Source organism: Peribacillus phoenicis (assembly GCF_047238085.1).
Lineage (GTDB): Bacteria > Bacillota > Bacilli > Bacillales > DSM-1321 > Peribacillus.
In genome coordinates this window covers 82,347-101,932 of record NZ_JBDFMF010000008.1, presented here as the reverse complement: position 1 = coordinate 101,932, position 19,586 = coordinate 82,347, and the positions used below count along the sequence as shown (strand labels likewise).

Genomic DNA, 19,586 nt, shown 5'->3' with positions numbered 1-19,586 from the left:
TAGACCGTTTTTTTAATCATATTCTTTTTACTATTTAACTGTTACTTCAAATACAACAGTTACTACTGTAGACCATTTATGTTTTGTATTCTACATATAGACCATAATATGAGGCAATATCTACACCATATATTCCTTGTTCCTACCATAAGAAAAGAAACTTAGAGGGCACATATACTCTATATTCCATAAATGGTCTATAAAGGATCACCATATATGGCCTATATGAATCTGGAACCACAGTTAGATAATTTTATTAACCTTTTCTTTCATTTATTTAACTGCTACTTCAATTGTAAAAGTTGCTACTGTAGACCATTTGTGTTTTGTATTCTACATATAGACTATAATCCAGAGGCTACATTTCAATACTAAAAACCAATTTTCCAGGCAAGAGTTTTCGAGGCTACAATCAACGGTCATTTTCTTACTTAATTAGAAAAAGGATATAGAGCACGTATACTCTCTAATTCACAAATAATCTACATAAAAAGAGCAACTTATTATTCTTTCTATTACTACCGGTAAAACCGTTATATATGTAGACCATTTGTGCTTTGTGTTCTACATATAGTTCATTATTTAGAGACTTTTAATAAATAAGACGAAAAAAATAAATTTAGGGGGTTCAAAAATGTCAGAAGAAACCTTTTGGAAAATTAGCGATTTTGTAGAAACGTTAAAAACACATCTGAACAATCAAAATATACATATTAATACAGTGGACGGATGGTTTAAACGGTTAGAGAAAGAACGCCTCCATTATATAAATCGTACTCTAGAAACCAATGAAAAGGTGTACGATGAATTAGATTTAAAAATCGCAATGTTTATAAAGAAGAGAAGGGAAGAGAAGTGGGCCTTATCAGCGATTTCAAATGATCTCTCAAACTTTTTTGAGTTAAGACCATTCCCTGTAAAAAAAGAGAAACCTGCTCCATATGTAGACAATATGGAGACTTTGAAAAAACAGATAACAGATGAAGTAAAGAGAACCTTTGAAGAAATGGCTACCGCAAAGGTCGAAGAGTTGAAAAGCCAATATGAACAGTTACTGAACGGCTTGCCCAAACCACCATCTATAGAAGAAAGGAAGAACCAAAGCTTTCAAGCGATGGTAATCCAGAGAAAGATTGAAAGTTCACTGGAAGAGGAGGCGAACCAGGCATGGTCCAACTTGCCTGAGGATCAACGCCTTAAGAGGGTGGGTTTTTTTAGAAAGGACATAGATTTGGAGAAAAAGGATCAGTTTATCCGTACTTATATCAATGACCGTTTTGTGGAACGGTTGAAAAAAGAAATGGAACTTGATAAGTAATTAATGGATGGACATACTTCTATAAATAACCGTACATTTACGTTAAGAGTTCATTCCCGTTTTTTCATGTATGGATGAAATTGGAATACCCTTGAATCAATCACAATCATTAAGACCTTAATAAGGTCTTTTTTTATTATCATTTACACTTAAAGGGTTATCCCAGTCTTTTGCGTTCGTTACCCACCAAATCTAGCCATACGGTTTGCTAAGGGCTTTGAATATGAATTATAGAAGTGCTACTGTTACCTATCAATTAACTCGAGGATAGACTATAGTTCTTGTAGGAGAATAACGAGAGATTTAAGTAATTTCTGATTTTTTTATAAATAGTGAGTATATAAGAAGTTTACCTAATATAATCCGCGATGTAGTAAAAGATTATTTATTTGCACTAATAGATACACATTCAGTCAACAGGCATTAGCAGCAACCCAACAAGAATTAGCTTTAGCTCAACAACGACGTTTAGCCTGTCAACGAGCATTAGCTTTAGCTCAACAACAATTAGAAAAATGCCAGGCAGAATTAAGACAAAAAAGGGTTAACGAGAATTTGAAGGAGAATATGCGTTGTTTTAAATGTGGATGTAATCCTTGTGTATGTTGCAATCCTTGTGAATGTTGCTAGGAGAAAAACATTTTATAATGATTAATCCAATCCTTTTGTTAGACTAGATTTGTAAAAAAGTATATTACATGAATACTCTATACAAATAGTTAACATAAAGCCCCTTACTAGAAGTTCTAACACTAATAAAAAAGGTAATTCAGCTGAATTACCTTTTTTTACGTTAAAGAAATACCTTTAAAGAAGACGCCTATGGTTTCTTTGTTCACTTTCTGAAAAGTCGAGCAAAGAAGCCCTTTTTTTGTTTATCCAGGTTAGTATCCGGATTCTCGTTGGCTGCTGCTATTAATTGTTTAGCTTCCTTTGCTGCCCTATTGGATTCATCCAGTTCTTTATCGCGTTCTATACTTCACCTATTATTTGTTGGATACCTGAGATAACAAACTCTTTATTAAAAGTTTCTTGGTTATCCAGCTGTTCCTTCATTTGTTTATTTTCTTCCCTAAGTGCCGCCATTTCTTCACGTATGGCTTTTAAATGGATTCCTAAAAAGCAGAAAATTCGCGAGATTACTCTTCCCCTAAACTAATTGGCGTAAATTCTTTAACCCATTTATAAATGGTAACTTCTGATACGCCATATTCGCTGCTTAAATCTTTGACCGGATTACCCGAGTGATAAAGATCTACAATAGTCTTCTTGAATTCATTATTATATTTTATACCTGTATTCTTACGTTCCAAAACGGACATATCCTCTCAAAAATCATTGTAAGGACTTAACTAAAATGTGTCCATGAAACCATACTAACTCCAAGTTTTGTAGATATATTATGGTTTAACTTACTTAGCCTTTATATAAGCTTTATCAAAAGTTCTTATACTCATTTTTAATTAATTCTTATACTTTTTTACATTGACTGTAAAAAGTTACTATAATAAATTAAAAACATAAAATAGTTTTCGTAATATTCAATATACTTCTTTAGTTAATTCTTATACTTCTTTATATTGATATAAAAAAGTGAATATTTAAAATTTGTAAATAATCAAAAGGATGTGGTTTTATCTATTACATGTGAAGGGGTGAGGGTTAGGATGAATATGCCGCCGGGAACGAGGAAAGTTTTACAGGCAATTTGGAAGAGTAAAAAGCCAAATTCTAAAGCTGAAATAGTGCGGGCAACAGGTTTTAGTTTAGCGACGGTAACAGAACATGTCGAAACACTAGTTAGGAGTAACCTGATAATCGAAGTAGAGATGGGTAATTCTACTGGGGGAAGAAGACCAAGACTCTTAGCGTTCAACCATGAAGCTGGATACATAATTGGAATTGATTTGGAGTCAACCCATGTTCAGGTCGGAATAACAGATTTGAACTGTAGTGTTGTATCATCAAAAGCTAGTGATATAGACGTAGCAGCAGGACCTGCAGCAGTACTTGACCATATTAAAGAAATGATCTATTCCTTACTTGACGAAAGTAACATAGAGATTTCCAGAATCAAAGGAATTGGCATGGGAGTACCGGGACCGGTGGAATATAGCACTGGTTTGCCTGCATCACTTCCTATCATGCCAGGTTGGGATCGCTACCCAATTCTTCAGTTCTTGTCCCAACACTTTGATTGTGCATGCTATGTTGACAATAATGTCTATACGAGGGCACTCGGGGAGCGTACTGTTGAGGGAGTTTCCGGAATCAATAATCTGATTTTTCTGAAGATTGGGAACGGAATCGGCGCAGGAATTATATGCAATGGTCAGATTTATCGTGGATCTACTGAGTGTGCAGGTGATGTTGGGCACATAAACATTGGACAGGATTTGCTTTGTTATTGCGGGAATCGGGGTTGCTTAGAAACAATTGCTGGCGGTAGAGCGATTGTACGAAGAGCGGAGGAAATTGCTAGGAATGGCCAAAGTGAGATACTTGCAAAAATAATGGCGACCAAAGGGAAGATAAGCCTGGAGGATTTTAATCGTGCAGTACGAGAATCAGATCCAAGTGCTGTTGAACTAATCCGGGAATGTGGTTTTCAAATTGGAAATGTAATAGCTGGTCTCATTAATTTCTTTAATCCTTCTCTAGTTTGTATAGGGGGTAGAGTGTCTGAGGTTGGTGATGTACTTTTGGCATCTATAAGGCAAGCTATCTATCACCGTTCATTGCCATTGTCTACACGTAATCTAATAATACAGCCTTCAATATTGGGTGAAAAAGGTGGAATAATAGGCGCTGCGGTTTTAACAGTGGATAAAATAATCGACGATTCACTTAAGAAAACCAAAGAGGGTATCTTTTCTTTTTGAATATTTTAGGAGAAATATATAAAGATATCTAATTTAAAATATTTGTAAACGGTTGCATGGGTGTTGAATGGATTAATCTAAAGAAAAGGAGGCTGTCTTTTATGGAGGTTAAAGCAAATCTTCCCCTTCTTGAGATGCGAAATATATCAAAAAGCTATTCTGGAATTACAGTGCTCAATAACATCAACTTAAAGATTAATTCTGGTGAAATATTAGCGCTTGTAGGAGAGAATGGAGCTGGAAAATCCACATTAATTAAAATTCTTTCCGGTGCAATAAAGGCAAATGCAGGAAAGATTTTAATCAACGGGAATCAAGTGGAGTTTCATACTCCTCTTGATGCAGAAAAAAGTGAAATTGTAACCGTTTACCAGGAGTTTAATTTATTTCCCGATCTTTCGGTAACTGAAAACCTCTTTTTTAATAATTTTCATAAAACTAAAGGACGTATTAATTGGAGGGAATTACATAAAGAAGCCGAGAGATTCCTTGATGAATTCGGGGTACAACTTCCAGTAAAAAATCCTGTATCCACCCTTAGCATCGCACAAAAACAGATGCTAGAAATTGCCAAAGCACTTTACAGTAACGCACGCCTTATGATTTTGGATGAACCGACAGCAGTTTTAGGCGGAGATGATGTGGATCGGCTAATTACTATTGTGAAAGAGTTACAGAAACGTGGTATAGCGGTCATCTTCATTTCTCATAGATTAAATGAAATCTTCGGTTTAGCAGATCGGTACTTGGTTTTAAAAGACGGACAACAGATAGGTGACGGCCGCATTGAAGAGACGAATCCTGACGAATTAGTAGGGATGATGGTTGGACGTCATATAAGCACTGCTCCTCGCAATAAGATTAATTATGAAAAAGGGCATGTTGTACTGCAGGTTGAAGGCCTATCACGTAAAGGAGTCCTTCATGACATCAATTTCTCCCTCAATAAGGGAGAGGTGTTGGGTATCGCCGGTCTCAGAGGAGCCGGTAGGACTGAGTTGGTAAGAGCAATATTTGGGGCTGATCCTATAGATTCTGGCAAAGTGACTGTTAATGGTCGTCAAGTTAAAATTAACTCCCCTAGACAGGCAATTAACATTGGAATAGGTTTGGTCCCCGAAGATCGAGGAGGACAGGGGTTGTTTAAAAATCTTTCATGCTTACAAAATATCTTTATGGCGAGTAGTAAGATGAAAGTAATTAAAAACAAAAAGGAACAAATCATAGCAAAGAAACATGTAGAGTCATTAAAAATAAAGTTAGCCCATTTGGGGATATTAGTCGGAAGTTTATCAGGGGGAAATCAACAGAAGATCGTCCTCGCTAAATGGTTGGAGTCAGGTATTGATATTCTCCTTCTGGATGAGCCGACTAGGGGTGTTGATGTTGGAGCCAAAGCCCAAATTTATACCGTGGTTAGGGAACTCTGTGAGCAGGGAATGTCTGTCATTTTAATATCCTCAGAATTACCTGAAATTCTTGAAAATAGTCACCGCGTTCTAGTGATGTATAAAGGTCAAATTTCTGGTGAGATGGATCACGAGTCAGCCACTGAGGAAGAAATCATGAAATATGCCGTAGGAGGGACGAATAAGTGAAAAATGAAACTATTATAAATCCCACAGAATCTGTTGTTCAAACCTTGAAACCCGACAACAACAATGTCTTTAGGCGGTTATTTAAGCAATATGGAGTGACCCTCCTTCTTTTTATCGCTCTCCTTATATTTACAGCACTGTTAACACCGGAATTTTTCAATTTGCAAAATATAATCAATGTTGCTCGTCAGGCTTCCATCGTTGGAGTCGTTGCTATAGGGATGACATTTGTTATTTTAACAGGGGGAATCGATCTTTCGGTAGGGGCTATCGTTGCAGTTTCCGGGGTGTCTTTCGCATTGATGATAAACCAAGGTGTTGCGGTTCCACTAGCACTCTTAATCGTCATGTTAGTAGGTATTGTAATTGGAATAATCAATGGAATTGGTACCACTTTCTTTGGAATTCAACCCTTTATTATGACTCTTGCTACAATGGCCGTAGGTAATGGTGTCGCTTTACTTCTATCGAATGGTGCACCTCAGACTTTTACGACAAACAGCAAGATTGTAGATATGTTAGGTAATGGTGGAATCGGGTTAATTCCAGGCCCAGTGATTTTGTTCATATTGAGTGCTCTTGTTGCCTGGATGGTGTTACGATACTTATCTTTTGGTAGGTTTATATATGGAGTTGGAGGAAGTTTAGATGCCGCACGTCTGTCTGGAGTCAAAACTACTCGTATCTTACTAATGGTTTATGCCATCAGCGGTTTATGTGCTGCTGTTGGAGGATTAATAAATACATCAAGGCTTTTTGTTGGGCATCCGACTGCAGACAGTGCAATCATGCTAGATAGTATTGCAGCGGTTGTTATTGGCGGAACCAGTTTAATGGGTGGCAAGGGAGGAGTTGGAGGAACAGTACTTGGGGCATTATTGCTGGCCATGGTTGCAAATCTCTTGAATTTATTGGGAGTATCTCCATACAACCAACAGGTAGCGAAGGGACTAATAATCGTGGCCGCAGTTTTGTTTACGACTCCTGCGCTAAAGCAGCTGATTAAACAGCAATGGACAGGACTTTGATGTTTTAAAAACAAATTTGAGGGAGGACTGGTGTCTTAATAACACGTTTATAGCGGATCTAATCAGTAATGAAAAGGGGGGAACGTTAATGAAGTTTAGGAGAAAGGTGTCAATAATAGGTTTTTCAATGCTCATGCTTGTTACAGTGGCTTGCAGTAATAACTCTTCTGAAGAGGTTGTAAAGGTTTCGACTAAAGGGCCAATTGATTACGGTCTTTACTGCAATTCCGAGTGTGAAAGTGTATTGGAGCTAAAGGCTTCACGGGAATCTATTAAAGGAAAGGTAGGCATGGCCATAGCGTCCACTACATTTCCTTATGGTGTAGCTATTAAAACCCAATCTGAAGAAGCCGCCAAAAAATATTTTCCTAATATTGAATTATTAGTAGGCGATGGCCAAAATGATCCAGTTGCCCAAACTAAACTTGTGGATGATTTTATCTCTAAAGGAATTAAAGTTTTGATTATAAACGCCGTAGAGAAAGATGCTTTAGCCCCTGCGGTCAAACGAGCAACGGCTGCGGGAGTAAAAGTAATTGCCATTGACCGCACAGTCAACGCCCCAGTTCTTACGACAATAAAAGCAAATGATTTAGATTTGGGAATGAATGCGGGTAAGGACCTAGTGTCCCGCTTAAATGGGAAAGGAAATGTAGTTGAATTGCAAGGAAGCCCTTCAGCTTCGCCAACAATTGATAGACATAAAGGATTTATGGAAGCGCTTAAAGAGGCTCCTGGAATTAAAGTGATTGCGAGTCAAAGTGCTAACTATGATCAGGCGCAGGGACTGAAGGTGATGGAAGATCTATTGCAGCGGTACCCTAAAGGGAAGATTGATGCAGTATTTACACATGCGGATATTATGACTCTTGGTGCCATACAGGCAATAAAGGCAGCAGGCAGAGAAGATGAAATTAAAGTGATCAGCATAGATGGACAGCAGGCGGCATTTGATCAGATTACAAATGGTGTCATAGATTCTACTACTGTTTATCCGGTCATTACTCCTATGAGCATTATTGCAGCCGCAAAAGCGTTAGCCGGAGAGGAACTACCAGAGAAGATTAAATTAGACTCACCTGTTGTGACAAAAGAGAACGTGGAAAAATATAAAGGCACTACCTATTAAACTAGCAAATAAAAGGAGGAAGTTTATTATGACAATGAAACTATCATTTAACACTTGGCCTTACGCAAGTTTTCCAGTATGGTTACCCGCTTATCCGCTTGAGGAAGTAATTAAGAGGATTGCCGCTATCGGTTATGACGGAATTGAGATTGGAGCGGCCAGTCCACATGCTTATCCACCTACTTTGTCTACAGAAAGACGAATGAACATGAAAAAAATATTAGAACATTATGGGTTAGAGGTATCAAGCATGCTTCCAGCTCTAAGCGGAGGGCCTGGCCATAACGTAGCTTCTCCTATCCCTGAGGAGAGACGACATACTATTGAGCATTATAAACAAGTTATCGAGTTATGTGCTTATTGGGGAGGTAAAACCGTACTTTATATTCCTGGTTGGCAGGTTTTCGGTACTAGCCGAAAACAAGCATGGGAGTGGAGCCGAGAAGCTCTGAGCGAGATTTCAAAAACTGCATTGGATTATGATGTAACGATGGTTATAGAACCAACTCCATTTGATAGCAATCTAGTAGATCGTTGCGATGATGCTATTGAGTTGATGGAAGAGGTAAACAAACCGAATGTAAAACTTATGTTTGATACATTCCATGCTCTTCACCGTAAAGAAGTTTCAACCGATTACGTGTACAGCATGGGAGAGAATCTTCACCATATGCATATATCTGACAATGATCGATTAGCTCCTGGGCAAGGAAGAGGAGATTTCGTCTCTCTTATCTCTGCACTGAAGGACATCAATTATGACGGATACCTGGCTATGGAACTTGGTTTTGATCGCCGTGATATTGAGCCAGACTATGTGGCACGTCAAGCGTTTGAGTACCTCAAGCCATTGGTCGATGAGGCAAATAAAAGTTTATTGATCAAGTCTAAATAAGAGAGAGAGGCTGGAGCACTAGGTAATCAAGTCGTGTTCTAGCTACTCTTCCGTAAGTTAAACCAGATGATCAATGATTTACGTGAATTGCGACAGTAAATGAAATACAAACTTTTTGATTGTGGAATAAATACCTTAAATCTTGTTTAAGAAAGGGGCCAATACCATGAGTGTTGAAAAAGGATCTAGTGCTTCAGTGAGTGATAAAAAGTTGTATATAAGGCCAGATGATGTAGAAACAATGATGTTCGATTGGGGCTGTTTCAAACTGACATCCACTCCAGAGGTTACTGGAGCTGAAAGATTTAGTACAGGAATAGTCGTTGTTGATCCAGGTAAAGGGCATGAACGACATAATCATCCTGGTTCAGAGGAGATCATTTATATTGTCTCTGGTGAAGGTGAACAGATGGTTGAGGATGAGAATGGCAACCCAGTGATACAGAAGGTATCCGCTGGATGCACAGTATATGTTCCAGAAGGCAGGTATCACTACACCATCAATACAGGCTGGGAGCCAATGAAATCATTTGTTGTTTATTCACCAACTGGTCCCGAGGCGGAGTTGCGTGAGTTACCTGACTGCAGAATCGCTCCACCTGGTGAAATACCAAAGCGATAGGACAAGCAATGGAGGGATTTCGCATATGGCAACGATTGTAGTCTTAGGTACACTTGATACAAAGGGTAACGAACATAACTTTGTAAATCAGATTATTTGCACCAGAGGTTGTGAGGTAATTCTTGTTGATGTTGGTGTTCTAGGACAACCTCAGATTCCAGCTGATGTTACCAGAGTGCAAATTGCTAGTGCCGCCGGGACCGATATCGAGGAGATTATAAGCAAAAACGATCGTGGTATAGCCATGGAGGCAATGGCAGTCGGTGCAACAGAGGTAGTTCGTAAACTCTATACAGAAGGCCGTCTAGATGGAATTCTTGCATTGGGAGGGTCAGGTGGTTCTTCAATAGCAACTCAAGCGATGCGTGCACTACCGATTGGGGTGCCAAAGCTAATGGTTTCTACTGTCGCTTCAGGTGATACGAGGCCTTATGTAGGAGAATCGGATATCACTATGATGTATTCGGTGGTGGACATTGCCGGTATAAATTCTATATCAGAAAAGATACTTTTCAATGCTGCAGTCGCTATCACTGGAATGGCAACAGCGAGCAAAACCTACCGTCCAAAAAAACAAAATAAGCCATTGATCGCTATTACTATGTTTGGGGTTACAACGCCTTGTGTTTCAATAGCCAGTAAGTGGCTCGAAGAGAATGGATACGAGGTAGTAGTATTCTCCGCTAATGGTACCGGGGGGCGTGCGATGGAAGCACTTATGAGAGATGGCTTCATTAGTGCTTCCTTGGACGTCACTACGACTGAACTTGCTGATGAGTTGGTTGGCGGGGAGCTATCAGCGGGTCCAGAGAGGCTTGAAATGGCCGGACGTCTCGGTATCCCGCAGGTTATTTCGCTAGGCGCCCTAGATATGGTGAATTTCGGACCGGCATACACGGTACCCAGACATTTCCAAGGGCGGAAGATAAGTAAACATAACCCGAATGTTACTCTTATGCGTACTACAGTGGAAGAGTGCGCTCAATTGGGTCGAATAATTGGTCATAAAATAAACCAGGCAAAAGGACCAGTTAGTGTTTTTGTCCCGCTCAATGGCGTCTCTGCAATCTCAAAAAAAGGGGAGGTTTTCCATGATCCCGAAGCGGATCAGGCGTTAATCCAGAACCTTAAGGAGACACTCCATTCTCATATTGATTTGGTATTAATGGACTCAGATATTAACGATCCAGATTTTGCTGAGGCAATGGCGAGAAAGTTAAACCAGTTCTATAAAACTAAAATAAGAAAAGAAGAGGTGCTTAGACATGAGTAGAAAAGAAATATTGAAGCAATTAAAGGATCAAGTGGCAGCAGGAATACCAATTATTGGAGCCGGAGCAGGTACTGGGATTTCAGCAAAGTGTGCAGAAGCTGGCGGTGCGGATCTTCTTATCGTTTACAACTCTGGAAGATTTAGAATGGCGGGACGTAGTTCAATATCTGGTTTAATGCCTTATGGAGATGCAAACCAAATCGTAGTTGAAATGGCAAGTGAGGTCTTACCGGTAGTGAAGAATATACCTGTACTTGCAGGTGTTTGTGGTACGGACCCATTTAGATCGATGCCTAGTTTCCTTGAAGAGTTAAAAAAGATTGGCTTTAAAGGGGTGCAAAACTTTCCTACTGTAGGACTCTATGAGGGACGGTTGCGCCAAAACATGGAGGAAACGGGGCTTGGGTATGATCGGGAAGTAGAGATGATCAAAATAGCTCGTGACCTAGACCTATTAACAACACCCTATGTTTTCAATGAGCAAGAGGCACGTGCTATGGCCGAAGCAGGAGCTGATATCATAGTTGCCCATGTTGGTACGACGGTTAGTGGATTAACTGGAGCGCATAGTGTAATGACTCTTGATGAATCCGCCAACATCATTCAAGCCATGCACGATGCGGCAAAAGAAGTGAACCCAGATGTACTTGTAATCTGCCATGGTGGTCCTATTGCAGAGGTCCAGGACGTCGAATATATATTAGAACACACCACGGGCATTGATGGATTCTATGGCGCTTCTAGTATGGAGAGACTGCCGGTTGAAATAGCTATTACAGAAAATACACGACGATTTAAAGAACTTCCACTCTCAAAGGCAAGGGTTTGAGTTGGTAACTTAAGAAACGTCAAAATATGAATAAATGGGGAGAGATTGCTCTCCCCATTTCACTTTAAGAGAGTAGAGTTTAAAGGAGGGAAAGAAATGTACAAAAGCGATGAATTTCAAGTACTCATGTTTTTTAACAGGGACGAAGCAAGTACAATTGAAGCAATTGCCTCCCGGCTCATACCAAGTGACCTTGTAAGTCTTGGTGCAAAAGAAGCAGGGGCGGTCATGTTTATTGACCAATCACTCGCCGGTTTTTTTAAACATCTTCAAACATTTTACAGGCAGGGTTTGATGGAGCTCCAAAGGTACTGTGAAAAGAATCATGGTGACGCGTTCATCGCACTTACTGAGGAACAACAGGATCAGGTTCTTCGTGCTATTGAGGGATTTGTAGCTGAGGATCCCTTAAATTCCGGTGAAAGTTCAGACAGAAGGGGCAGTGTACTGGCACAATTCTTTGCTGTTGTATATGAGCATACAATGGAGGGGACCTTTGGTGACCCTCTATATGGAGGAAATCGTGATGCTATCGGTTGGAAGATGATTGGATTCCCGGGTGCACAATGGGGTTATACTCCGGAACAGATGAAATTAGGTTTCAATATTGATCAAATTAAGGTGAAAACTCTTACGGATATCCAAAGGGAACATAGACCAGTGATAACAGAGGTGGAATTATGACTCAACAAATAGATGCAATTGTAGTTGGTCTTGGTGCTTCAGGTGGACTCATAGCAACAGAATTGGCTCGAGCTGGTTTGAAGGTTGTTGGTCTTGAGAAGGGAGCATTCTACCAGGATGCAGATTTCTTAACAAAGTTTGATGAAATCCGTTACTATACTCGTAGTTCAATGGTCCCGCATATGGGTTCTGATCCCATTACATGGAGACCAAACGAAAACAAAAAGGGTGCCATTCTTCCGTGGGCTTCTAACAAAATGGGACTAGGTGATCCTTTCCAGACACCTCCATCTATAGGGACGGGAGGTGGCACTCGATCATGGGGTGGAGCTGCATTCCGATTTCGTGAAAAAGATTTTAGCATGCGTAGTACAATCATTGAAAGATTTTCTGAATCCGCGTTACCTGAGGATACAACAATTGTCGACTGGCCTATAGGTTATAAGGAGTTGGAGCCGTATTATGACCGAGTCGAGTGGGAACTAGGAGTTTCGGGTAAGGCGGGTAATATTAAAGGCGAAATTCAGCCTAATGGCAATCCTTTTGAATCAACTCGCGATAGAGGCTACCCAATGTCCCCTTTACCACGTGCAGCAGCGGATAACCTTTTTGTAGAAGCTTCTACTAAGTTAGGTTATCATCCATATCCTACTCCATCAGCCATTGCGACTGAAAATTATAAGGGTAGGTCGGCTTGTACCAATTGTGGATTTTGCCATGGGTATCACTGCCATGTTGGTGCTAAAGTATCTACTCATGATTTAGTTAAAACCGCAGCCATGGAGACTGATAATTTAGAAATCCGCCCTTATGTTCGAGTATTTCGAGTAAATAAGGATTCCACTGGTCGAGTGCGTGGAGTCTCCTACTATGATTCCGAAGGGAAAGTTGTTGATCTTGAAGCTGATATTGTCATCTTGGGCTGTTACGCTCTTGAGAATGCTAGATTACTTTTAGCCTCAGGAATTAATGAGAATGGTCATGTGGGTAAGCATTTGGCAATGCACAATTATGGTTGGTTTACTGGAATATTACCTGAGTGGACAAATCCATTTATGGGGTCGCTCCAATCAGGTAGTGTTCTAGACGATTTAACATCCGAGTTAATTCCTGAAAATGATGAGGGCGTTCTTTGGGGTTCTCCTATTAACACTTGGACTGGTGATATGCAACCGATGGAAATTATTCATAGTCTCCCACCTCATGTCCCTCGTTGGGGGAAGGGCTTTAAAGATTGGATGAGTGAAAATTACCGGAAACTTTTCAAGATGTACTCCCAGCATTCTTCCTTACCATCAAAACAATTCTACGTTGACCTTGATCCTAAAGTGAAGGATAAATTTGGTCAGCCAGCAATGAGAATTACCCATGATTGGACTGATAACGATCGCAAGACGGTGGAATATTTCATGAAGATCAAGCGAGAAATCGCACAGGAGATGGGGATGACCGATTGGTGGGAGGATTCACCAACACCTGCTTATCATATTTCTGTTCACGATACTGGTACTCACAGAATGGGATGGGATCCATCTTCATCAGTTGTCAATCCATTTGGAGAAGTACATGAGTGTAAAGGACTTTATGCAGTAGGTGGAGGGCAGTTCCCTACCCTCCCTTCATACAACCCGACAGAGACTATTATGGCATTAGCTTATTTGACCGCAGATCATCTTCTTGGACGAGGTCAATTGGAAGGGAAAAATACAAAAATAATAAATGCCCAAACTCACTTAGCATAATGTCTGTTATAGGACGCACATAAAAACCTCTTGTTTAACAAGAGGTTTTTATGAATCTAGAGATAGTACTAATATTTAAAAATAGTTCTTTACACTTTACACCGATTAAGGTCCTAAAATTCATTAATGGTTGATTAGGGAGAAGTTAAGGCCATTATTTATATCATAAAAAAGGTGATTTCCAAAGGGTAGAAATTAAATATTGCTGTCTTTTTGTGTATGATTTCAGTATTTTTATTAGTTTCATTATTAATAGCATTAGAGTGAGCGTATACGATAAGGGTTTTTGGAGGGGTTTAATGAAGATTTTAATTTCGCCAGATTCATTTAAAGGAAGTTTATCAGCAGAAAATGTCGCAAAGCACATTGAACGCGGTATTAAAAGTGTGAAAGATGATGCAGATACATTAAGAATACCAATGGCAGATGGTGGTGAGGGTACACTCGAAACACTGGTAACCGCAACAAATGGCAAAATTGAAAAAGTTCTAGTGAATGACCCGTTAGGAAGAAGGATTAACGGCCACTTTGGTATTATCGGGAACGAAAAAACGGCGGTTATTGAGTTAGCAGTCGCCTCTGGCCTGCCATTGTTAACATCAAAAGAATTAAACCCTGCAATTGCCTCAACATATGGAACAGGCCAATTGATTAAAGACGCTTTAGGGAAAGGAATTCGTTCTTTTATTATTTGTCTAGGAGGTAGTGCAACAAATGATGGAGGAACTGGAATTTTAAAAGCGCTCGGTTATCGCTTTTTAGACAAAGAACGAAATGAGTTAAAAAGTGGAGGACTAGCACTTAAAGACCTTTCAATTATTGATGACACTTACGTAGATGAACGAGTAAAAGAAGCGCATTTTCAAATTGCTTGTGATGTTAGTAATCCATTGATTGGTCCAAACGGGGCATCTCATGTATTCGGTCCACAGAAAGGTGCTTTACCGGAATTAGTAAATCAATTAGATGAGGCCCTTAGAGTATTTGCAGATGTTGTTTATAGAAAAACAGGCAGACGCATTCATAACTTAGAGGGGGGAGGAGCAGCCGGGGGAACAGCAGCAGGCCTGTATGCATTTTGTCAAACAGAAATGAGACCCGGAGTAGAACTCATGATAGAGACATTAAATCTATCAACCCTTTTTCACGAACAACAATTTGATCTTATTATAACCGGAGAAGGAAAATTGGATGAGCAAACCGCCTATGGGAAAGTGGTTTCAGGTATAACAAAACTATCGAAACAATATAAGGTCCCTATCATTGCAATAGCTGGAACCGTTGAAGGAGATATCACTCCTTTGCATGAATTAGGGTTAACTGCTGCGTTCAGTATAATAAACGGGCCAATGGATTTAGAAACAGCTTTTGCGGAAACTGGTAAATTGATTGAAAAAACAACCGAACAGTTATTTCGATTATTTATTAGAAAGGGAAAAAACAATATAGGAACAGATAATAGTTACTTGTACGTACCATAAAGGGCTTTTTTTCTTATATTATTTACCACAAGAGTCATTATGGTAACATAAGAGTTTGGGTATCTAAAAAGCACTTGTAGCCCTACCTTCCTTTAAGATCGGGTATACCGTCGTGGTCTTATCGAATGTTTCATTTCCTTTAATCATCTTGACTAATATATTTGCAACTGTTTGGCACGTGAGAAAAGGGAATCCGATTGTGGAATTCCCTTTTTTTATGGCAAGGCGGTAAGAGTAGCTGCCAGGTTGGCTCTATAAAGCTGTAAGTTAATCCAAATAGCAGTCCACATATGAGCGAGAGTACTTGAAGCTGTGACTCAGTCAGCATAAACCAGCTCCGATTGCGATATAAAGAAGTGTTTTAGCCACCTAAAATTGCAATATGGCCACTAAAAATTCATTTAGAGTTATGCTTAGTCTTACCGGGTTTAACTTTACGTTCCATACCCTAAGAAACCAGAACCTTCTTAAAAAAAGCGATATAAAAATCTATATCGCCTTCCATTTTATTGAGCATCCTTATATAACACATCTTCTGCCAGCGATCGGAATAGCTCTCCTATCAGTGAGTCTGAAAGGCTCTTATTGAAGAATATGAACTTACCCCTTCTTCTTTAGATCGGTGGATTCAACAGAGTGAAAACACAGGTTCTTTTAAGGAAAAAGACAACCGTTCTCCTGAAGAACAAGAACTTATTAAACTACGAAAAGAACTGAAACAGTTACAGATGGAGAATGATATTTTAAAGCAAGCAGCGCTGATACTAGGACGAAAGTAAATGTCATTAAGCGAAACAAAGACAAGATTTCTTCGGTAAGTTAGGAATGTAGGCTGTTTTTATCTGGAATATTTTAAACGTATCAAAGTTATATTTTAGAACTATAAAACACTTAACCTGTTATCATTTTTATTGAAAACGCTTTCTAAATAGGGGGATGATTGTATGTTAAGCACAAAAGCTGCTGTCACACATGGTAAAGGAGAGCCATTCAAAATCGAGGACATTACGATAGATGATCCAAAGGGTGGAGAGGTGCTCGTTCGCATACAGGCTTCTGGGATTTGTCATACTGATTTAATTGTTCGAGATCAATATTATCCTGTTCCTCTACCTGCTGTGTTGGGGCATGAGGGCTCAGGTATTGTTGAAAAGGTAGGAGTGGGAGTCAGCAGCGTTAAACCTGGTGATCATGTGGTTTTGTCGTATAGTTCTTGCGGTGATTGTTCAAATTGCCAAAGTGGCAATCCTTATGCCTGCAATCAGTTTTTTGAGCTAAACTTTACAGGTACTATGAAGGATGGATCTTGCAGATTGCACCAGGATGGAAGAGACGTTCATAATTTCTTTGGTCAATCTAGCTTTGCTAATTTTTCCATCGTCTCAGAAAGAAATGTAGTTAAAGTTCCAAAAGATGTTCCACTTGATTTATTAGGGCCATTAGGATGTGGGATTCAAACTGGGAGTGGAGCTGTCCTAAATAAATTAAAGCCTAAAGTGGGATCAAGTATCGTTATTTTTGGATGCGGTGCTGTAGGTTTAAGTGCTGTAATGGGGGCAAAGGTGGCAAGCTGTACAACGATTATTGCAATAGACATTAACGAAAATCGTTTGGAATTAGCCAAGGAACTTGGTGCCACTCACACCATTAATCCGAAAGATACAAATTCATTTGAAGAAATCAAAAAAATAACAGGAGACGGTGTGAATTATTCTATTGAAACCACTAGCCGTCCGGAAGTTTTACGTCAAGCTGTTGATTGTCTAGCTACTTTAGGACAAGCCGTAGTCATTGGTGCTCCACCGGTAGGGACTGAAGTGCATTTAGATGTAAATACCCTTTTATTTGAAAGATCAGTGGTTGGTGTTTTACTTGGATCGGCTGTTCCTCAAGTTTTCATCCCGAAATTAATTGAACTATATAAGCAAGGGAAATTTCCGTTTGATAAATTAATAAAATTTTATAGTTTTGAAGAAATCAACCAAGCGAGTGCAGATTCAGAATCAGGTTTGACAATTAAGCCAGTTCTAAAATTAGGTTGAATTTTGAGGGAGGAAAATGAAAATGACTGTTAAAACTTATAAATACTCTGAGTGGGTCAATAACCTAATTAATGGTAGCTGGCGAGAAGGCTCCAGTGAGAAAACTTGTACTGTTACGAATCCTTATAATAATGAAATCCTGACAGAATTGAAGTTTGCGAGTAAAAACGATATCCTTGAGGCATATGTGGCAGCTGAAGAGGCCCAAAAAAGTTGGGCAAAAGTTGCTCCTTACGAAAAAATTAGCATCCTTGAAAAAGCTGCTCAAATTATGCAAGATAAGAAAGAAGAACTAGTCCAACTTCTTATAGAAGAAACAGGAAGCTCTCATTTAAAAGCCAGCGTAGAAGTTGATTGCAGCATCGGTGATATAAAATTAGCTGCTACTTTTCCATTATTGTTAGGGGGATCGATTCGTCCATCCGCTATTCCAGGAAAAGAAAACAGAGTTTACCGTGAACCTGCAGGAGTTGTTGGCGCCATCACTCCTTGGAATTGGCCTTTACATTTAACAATGCGTGTCGTTGCACCTGCCATTGCAACTGGAAATAGCATCGTTGTGAAACCAGATCTGCAAACCCCTATTACTGGTGGTCTTATCATTGCCAAAATCTTTGAAGAAGCTGGGCTTCCAAAAGGAGTCATTAACGTGACTGTTGCCGATCTTGAAGAAATAGGTGACTCCTTCGTAGAACATCCAGTTCCAAGTGTCATTTCATTTACAGGTTCTACTGCTGCTGGAAGACATGTAGGCTCACTTGCAGTCAAGCATGTTAAAAAGCCTGCCTTGGAACTAGGAGGAAACAATGCTTTTATCATTTTAGATGATGCAAATTTAGACGAGGCTGTTTCAGCAGCAACGTTTGGTAAATTTATGCATTCAGGCCAAATTTGTATTGCGATTAATCGTATTATTGTAGATCGTAAATTATATGAACCATTTATTGAGAAATTTTTAGAAAAGGCTGCAACTGTCAAAGTTGGGGATCCGCGTGAAAGTGATACAATTATCGGCCCAATGATCAATCGAAAACAAGTAGATAGAGCATTGAGAATTATCGACAAAAGTGTTGCCCAAGGAGCAAAGTTAATTAAAAAAGGAAACGTCGAAGGTAATCTCATGGAGCCGTTTGTCCTTGTAGATGTAACAAATGATATGACAATCGCGCAAGATGAAGTGTTCGCTCCAGTAGCTTGTATTATTCCAGTAGATAATGAAGAAGAAGCCATTAACGTGGCAAATGACACTCCCTTTGGTTTAAGCGGTGCAGTATTTACAGGTTCACTTGAAAGAGGAATCGATGTCGCTAAACAGATTAAGACAGGCATGATTCATGTTAATGATCAAACAATCAATGTCGAGTCTAATGTTCCATTTGGCGGAGAGAAAAGTTCAGGTTTAGGCAGATATTGCGGTGAATGGGCATTCGAAGAATTTACAACTGTAAAATGGATATCCGTTCAAAAGGAACCTAGACAATATCCATTTTCTTAAGGTTCAGGTCAGCAAAGAGAGAACAATACTTTATATTTTGCTTCCTTCTTTTTCTTTATTAAAATAAAAGATGTCTGAACCATTCTCCATTCCATTAGAAGGATAAATTAAACCGGTTATTCATAATGCTGTTTATTAATTCACTGAAGCTTTCAAGCATATCAACCGTGAGTTTTTGATAGGTTTGGTTCAATACAACATAATGAATTTTATAAGCTCCCAAAAAAATCCTTTGCATTTAAGCGGAGGATTTTTTATTTTACGTAGTTCCCTTAGAGCCGATGTTTTGCTGTTAGCGAATTCTATAAGGGAAGGAACTGTTTCGGAATCACTTATTATGGAAATAATACTCTAGGTCAAAACAATTTAGCTATGGCCTTGTGATGGGAAGGATCGAATAAACAATTTTTATTCTTCATTACTTGTGAATCTTAGGAAGGAAACAAAAAGACTTAAATCCTCCCTTGTGTTATCCAATCATTATCTCCTTCAAATTTGAACTCTATTTATCTAGTTTCAAGAACTAATTTTTTAACGCAAAAATGTGTTTTGTATTGTGCATCAAAAT

At 39.2% G+C, this 19,586-nt stretch carries 16 protein-coding genes and 1 pseudogene; 15 read left to right on the top strand and 2 right to left on the bottom strand.

Going from position 1 to position 19,586, the window contains the following annotated elements; all coding sequences use genetic code 11:
* The first annotated feature begins 634 nt into the window (after positions 1 to 634).
* Positions 635 to 1,318, top strand: a complete 684-nt coding sequence (locus tag ABC374_RS28575) for a MerR family transcriptional regulator (RefSeq protein WP_413020699.1) — start codon at positions 635 to 637, stop codon at positions 1,316 to 1,318.
* An 835-nt stretch (positions 1,319 to 2,153) separates the two neighbouring features.
* On the opposite strand, the gene ABC374_RS28825 is transcribed toward ABC374_RS28575, so the two are convergent.
* Complete coding sequence (locus ABC374_RS28825) at positions 2,154 to 2,294, bottom strand: DUF3967 domain-containing protein (RefSeq protein WP_488199294.1); 141 nt, start codon at positions 2,292 to 2,294, stop codon at positions 2,154 to 2,156.
* 163 nt (positions 2,295 to 2,457) lie between these two features.
* On the bottom strand, positions 2,458 to 2,631 hold the full coding sequence (locus ABC374_RS28570) for a transposase (protein WP_413020697.1): 174 nt from the start codon (positions 2,629 to 2,631) through the stop codon (positions 2,458 to 2,460).
* A gap of 354 nt (positions 2,632 to 2,985) precedes the next feature.
* Between ABC374_RS28570 and ABC374_RS28565 the strand changes: the two genes are divergently transcribed.
* The 14 genes and pseudogenes from ABC374_RS28565 (at position 2,986) to ABC374_RS28500 (ending at position 19,018) form a co-directional block, all read left to right on the top strand.
* Positions 2,986 to 4,200 carry an ROK family transcriptional regulator gene (locus tag ABC374_RS28565; protein WP_413020696.1) on the top strand — a complete coding sequence of 405 codons (1,215 nt, stop codon included), beginning with the start codon at positions 2,986 to 2,988 and terminating at the stop codon, positions 4,198 to 4,200.
* Positions 4,201 to 4,301: 101 nt separating this feature from the next.
* Entirely contained in the window at positions 4,302 to 5,798 is a 1,497-nt protein-coding gene (locus ABC374_RS28560; protein ID WP_413020694.1) for a sugar ABC transporter ATP-binding protein, read from the top strand.
* Between the two features lie 161 nt (positions 5,799 to 5,959).
* On the top strand, positions 5,960 to 6,826 hold the full coding sequence (locus ABC374_RS28555) for an ABC transporter permease (RefSeq protein WP_387550811.1): 867 nt from the start codon (positions 5,960 to 5,962) through the stop codon (positions 6,824 to 6,826).
* Between the two features lie 88 nt (positions 6,827 to 6,914).
* A complete protein-coding gene (locus tag ABC374_RS28550; RefSeq protein ID WP_387511663.1) occupies positions 6,915 to 7,955 on the top strand; it encodes a substrate-binding domain-containing protein in 1,041 nt (346 codons plus the stop codon).
* Between the two features lie 28 nt (positions 7,956 to 7,983).
* Positions 7,984 to 8,850 carry a sugar phosphate isomerase/epimerase family protein gene (locus ABC374_RS28545; protein ID WP_387511665.1) on the top strand — a complete coding sequence of 289 codons (867 nt, stop codon included), beginning with the start codon at positions 7,984 to 7,986 and terminating at the stop codon, positions 8,848 to 8,850.
* A gap of 166 nt (positions 8,851 to 9,016) precedes the next feature.
* The gene (locus ABC374_RS28540; RefSeq protein ID WP_413020692.1) at positions 9,017 to 9,472 is read left to right on the top strand and encodes a cupin domain-containing protein; all 456 of its coding nucleotides are present in this window, start codon (positions 9,017 to 9,019) and stop codon (positions 9,470 to 9,472) included.
* Entirely contained in the window at positions 9,420 to 10,745 is a 1,326-nt protein-coding gene (locus ABC374_RS28535; RefSeq protein WP_413020690.1) for a Tm-1-like ATP-binding domain-containing protein, read from the top strand. Before ABC374_RS28540 ends, ABC374_RS28535 begins: the two co-directional genes overlap by 53 nt.
* Positions 10,738 to 11,574, top strand: coding sequence for a phosphoenolpyruvate hydrolase family protein (locus ABC374_RS28530; RefSeq protein WP_387511671.1), 837 nt, complete (start codon positions 10,738 to 10,740; stop codon positions 11,572 to 11,574). The genes ABC374_RS28535 and ABC374_RS28530 overlap by 8 nt, the downstream gene beginning before the upstream one ends.
* Positions 11,575 to 11,670: 96 nt before the next feature.
* Positions 11,671 to 12,258, top strand: a complete 588-nt coding sequence (locus tag ABC374_RS28525; RefSeq protein ID WP_413020688.1) for a gluconate 2-dehydrogenase subunit 3 family protein — start codon at positions 11,671 to 11,673, stop codon at positions 12,256 to 12,258.
* Entirely contained in the window at positions 12,255 to 14,000 is a 1,746-nt protein-coding gene (locus tag ABC374_RS28520; RefSeq protein ID WP_413020686.1) for a GMC family oxidoreductase, read from the top strand. The genes ABC374_RS28525 and ABC374_RS28520 overlap by 4 nt, the downstream gene beginning before the upstream one ends.
* Positions 14,001 to 14,299: 299 nt before the next feature.
* Positions 14,300 to 15,481, top strand: a complete 1,182-nt coding sequence (locus tag ABC374_RS28515) for a glycerate kinase (RefSeq protein WP_413020684.1) — start codon at positions 14,300 to 14,302, stop codon at positions 15,479 to 15,481.
* Between the two features lie 641 nt (positions 15,482 to 16,122).
* Positions 16,123 to 16,292: pseudogene (locus ABC374_RS28510) on the top strand (transposase); the annotation flags it as partial.
* 133 nt (positions 16,293 to 16,425) lie between these two features.
* Positions 16,426 to 17,523 (top strand): NAD(P)-dependent alcohol dehydrogenase, encoded by a 1,098-nt coding sequence (locus ABC374_RS28505; RefSeq protein WP_331263060.1) that lies wholly within the window; start codon positions 16,426 to 16,428, stop codon positions 17,521 to 17,523.
* A 22-nt stretch (positions 17,524 to 17,545) separates the two neighbouring features.
* Entirely contained in the window at positions 17,546 to 19,018 is a 1,473-nt protein-coding gene (locus tag ABC374_RS28500) for an aldehyde dehydrogenase family protein (RefSeq protein ID WP_063596994.1), read from the top strand.
* Positions 19,019 to 19,586 lie beyond the last annotated feature (568 nt).

Excerpts from the sequence above, each read along its gene's own strand:
- ABC374_RS28545 (WP_387511665.1), top strand. The coding sequence starts at position 7,984 with ATGACAATGAAACTATCATTTAACACTTGGCCTTACGCAAGTTTTCCA.
- ABC374_RS28550 (WP_387511663.1), top strand. The coding sequence starts at position 6,915 with ATGAAGTTTAGGAGAAAGGTGTCAATAATAGGTTTTTCAATGCTCATG.
- ABC374_RS28505 (WP_331263060.1), top strand. The coding sequence starts at position 16,426 with ATGTTAAGCACAAAAGCTGCTGTCACACATGGTAAAGGAGAGCCATTC.
- ABC374_RS28530 (WP_387511671.1), top strand. The coding sequence starts at position 10,738 with ATGAGTAGAAAAGAAATATTGAAGCAATTAAAGGATCAAGTGGCAGCA.
- ABC374_RS28515 (WP_413020684.1), top strand. The coding sequence starts at position 14,300 with ATGAAGATTTTAATTTCGCCAGATTCATTTAAAGGAAGTTTATCAGCA.
- ABC374_RS28565 (WP_413020696.1), top strand. The coding sequence starts at position 2,986 with ATGAATATGCCGCCGGGAACGAGGAAAGTTTTACAGGCAATTTGGAAG.
- ABC374_RS28575 (WP_413020699.1), top strand. The coding sequence starts at position 635 with ATGTCAGAAGAAACCTTTTGGAAAATTAGCGATTTTGTAGAAACGTTA.
- ABC374_RS28560 (WP_413020694.1), top strand. The coding sequence starts at position 4,302 with ATGGAGGTTAAAGCAAATCTTCCCCTTCTTGAGATGCGAAATATATCA.
- ABC374_RS28520 (WP_413020686.1), top strand. The coding sequence starts at position 12,255 with ATGACTCAACAAATAGATGCAATTGTAGTTGGTCTTGGTGCTTCAGGT.
- ABC374_RS28525 (WP_413020688.1), top strand. The coding sequence starts at position 11,671 with ATGTACAAAAGCGATGAATTTCAAGTACTCATGTTTTTTAACAGGGAC.
- ABC374_RS28540 (WP_413020692.1), top strand. The coding sequence starts at position 9,017 with ATGAGTGTTGAAAAAGGATCTAGTGCTTCAGTGAGTGATAAAAAGTTG.
- ABC374_RS28500 (WP_063596994.1), top strand. The coding sequence starts at position 17,546 with ATGACTGTTAAAACTTATAAATACTCTGAGTGGGTCAATAACCTAATT.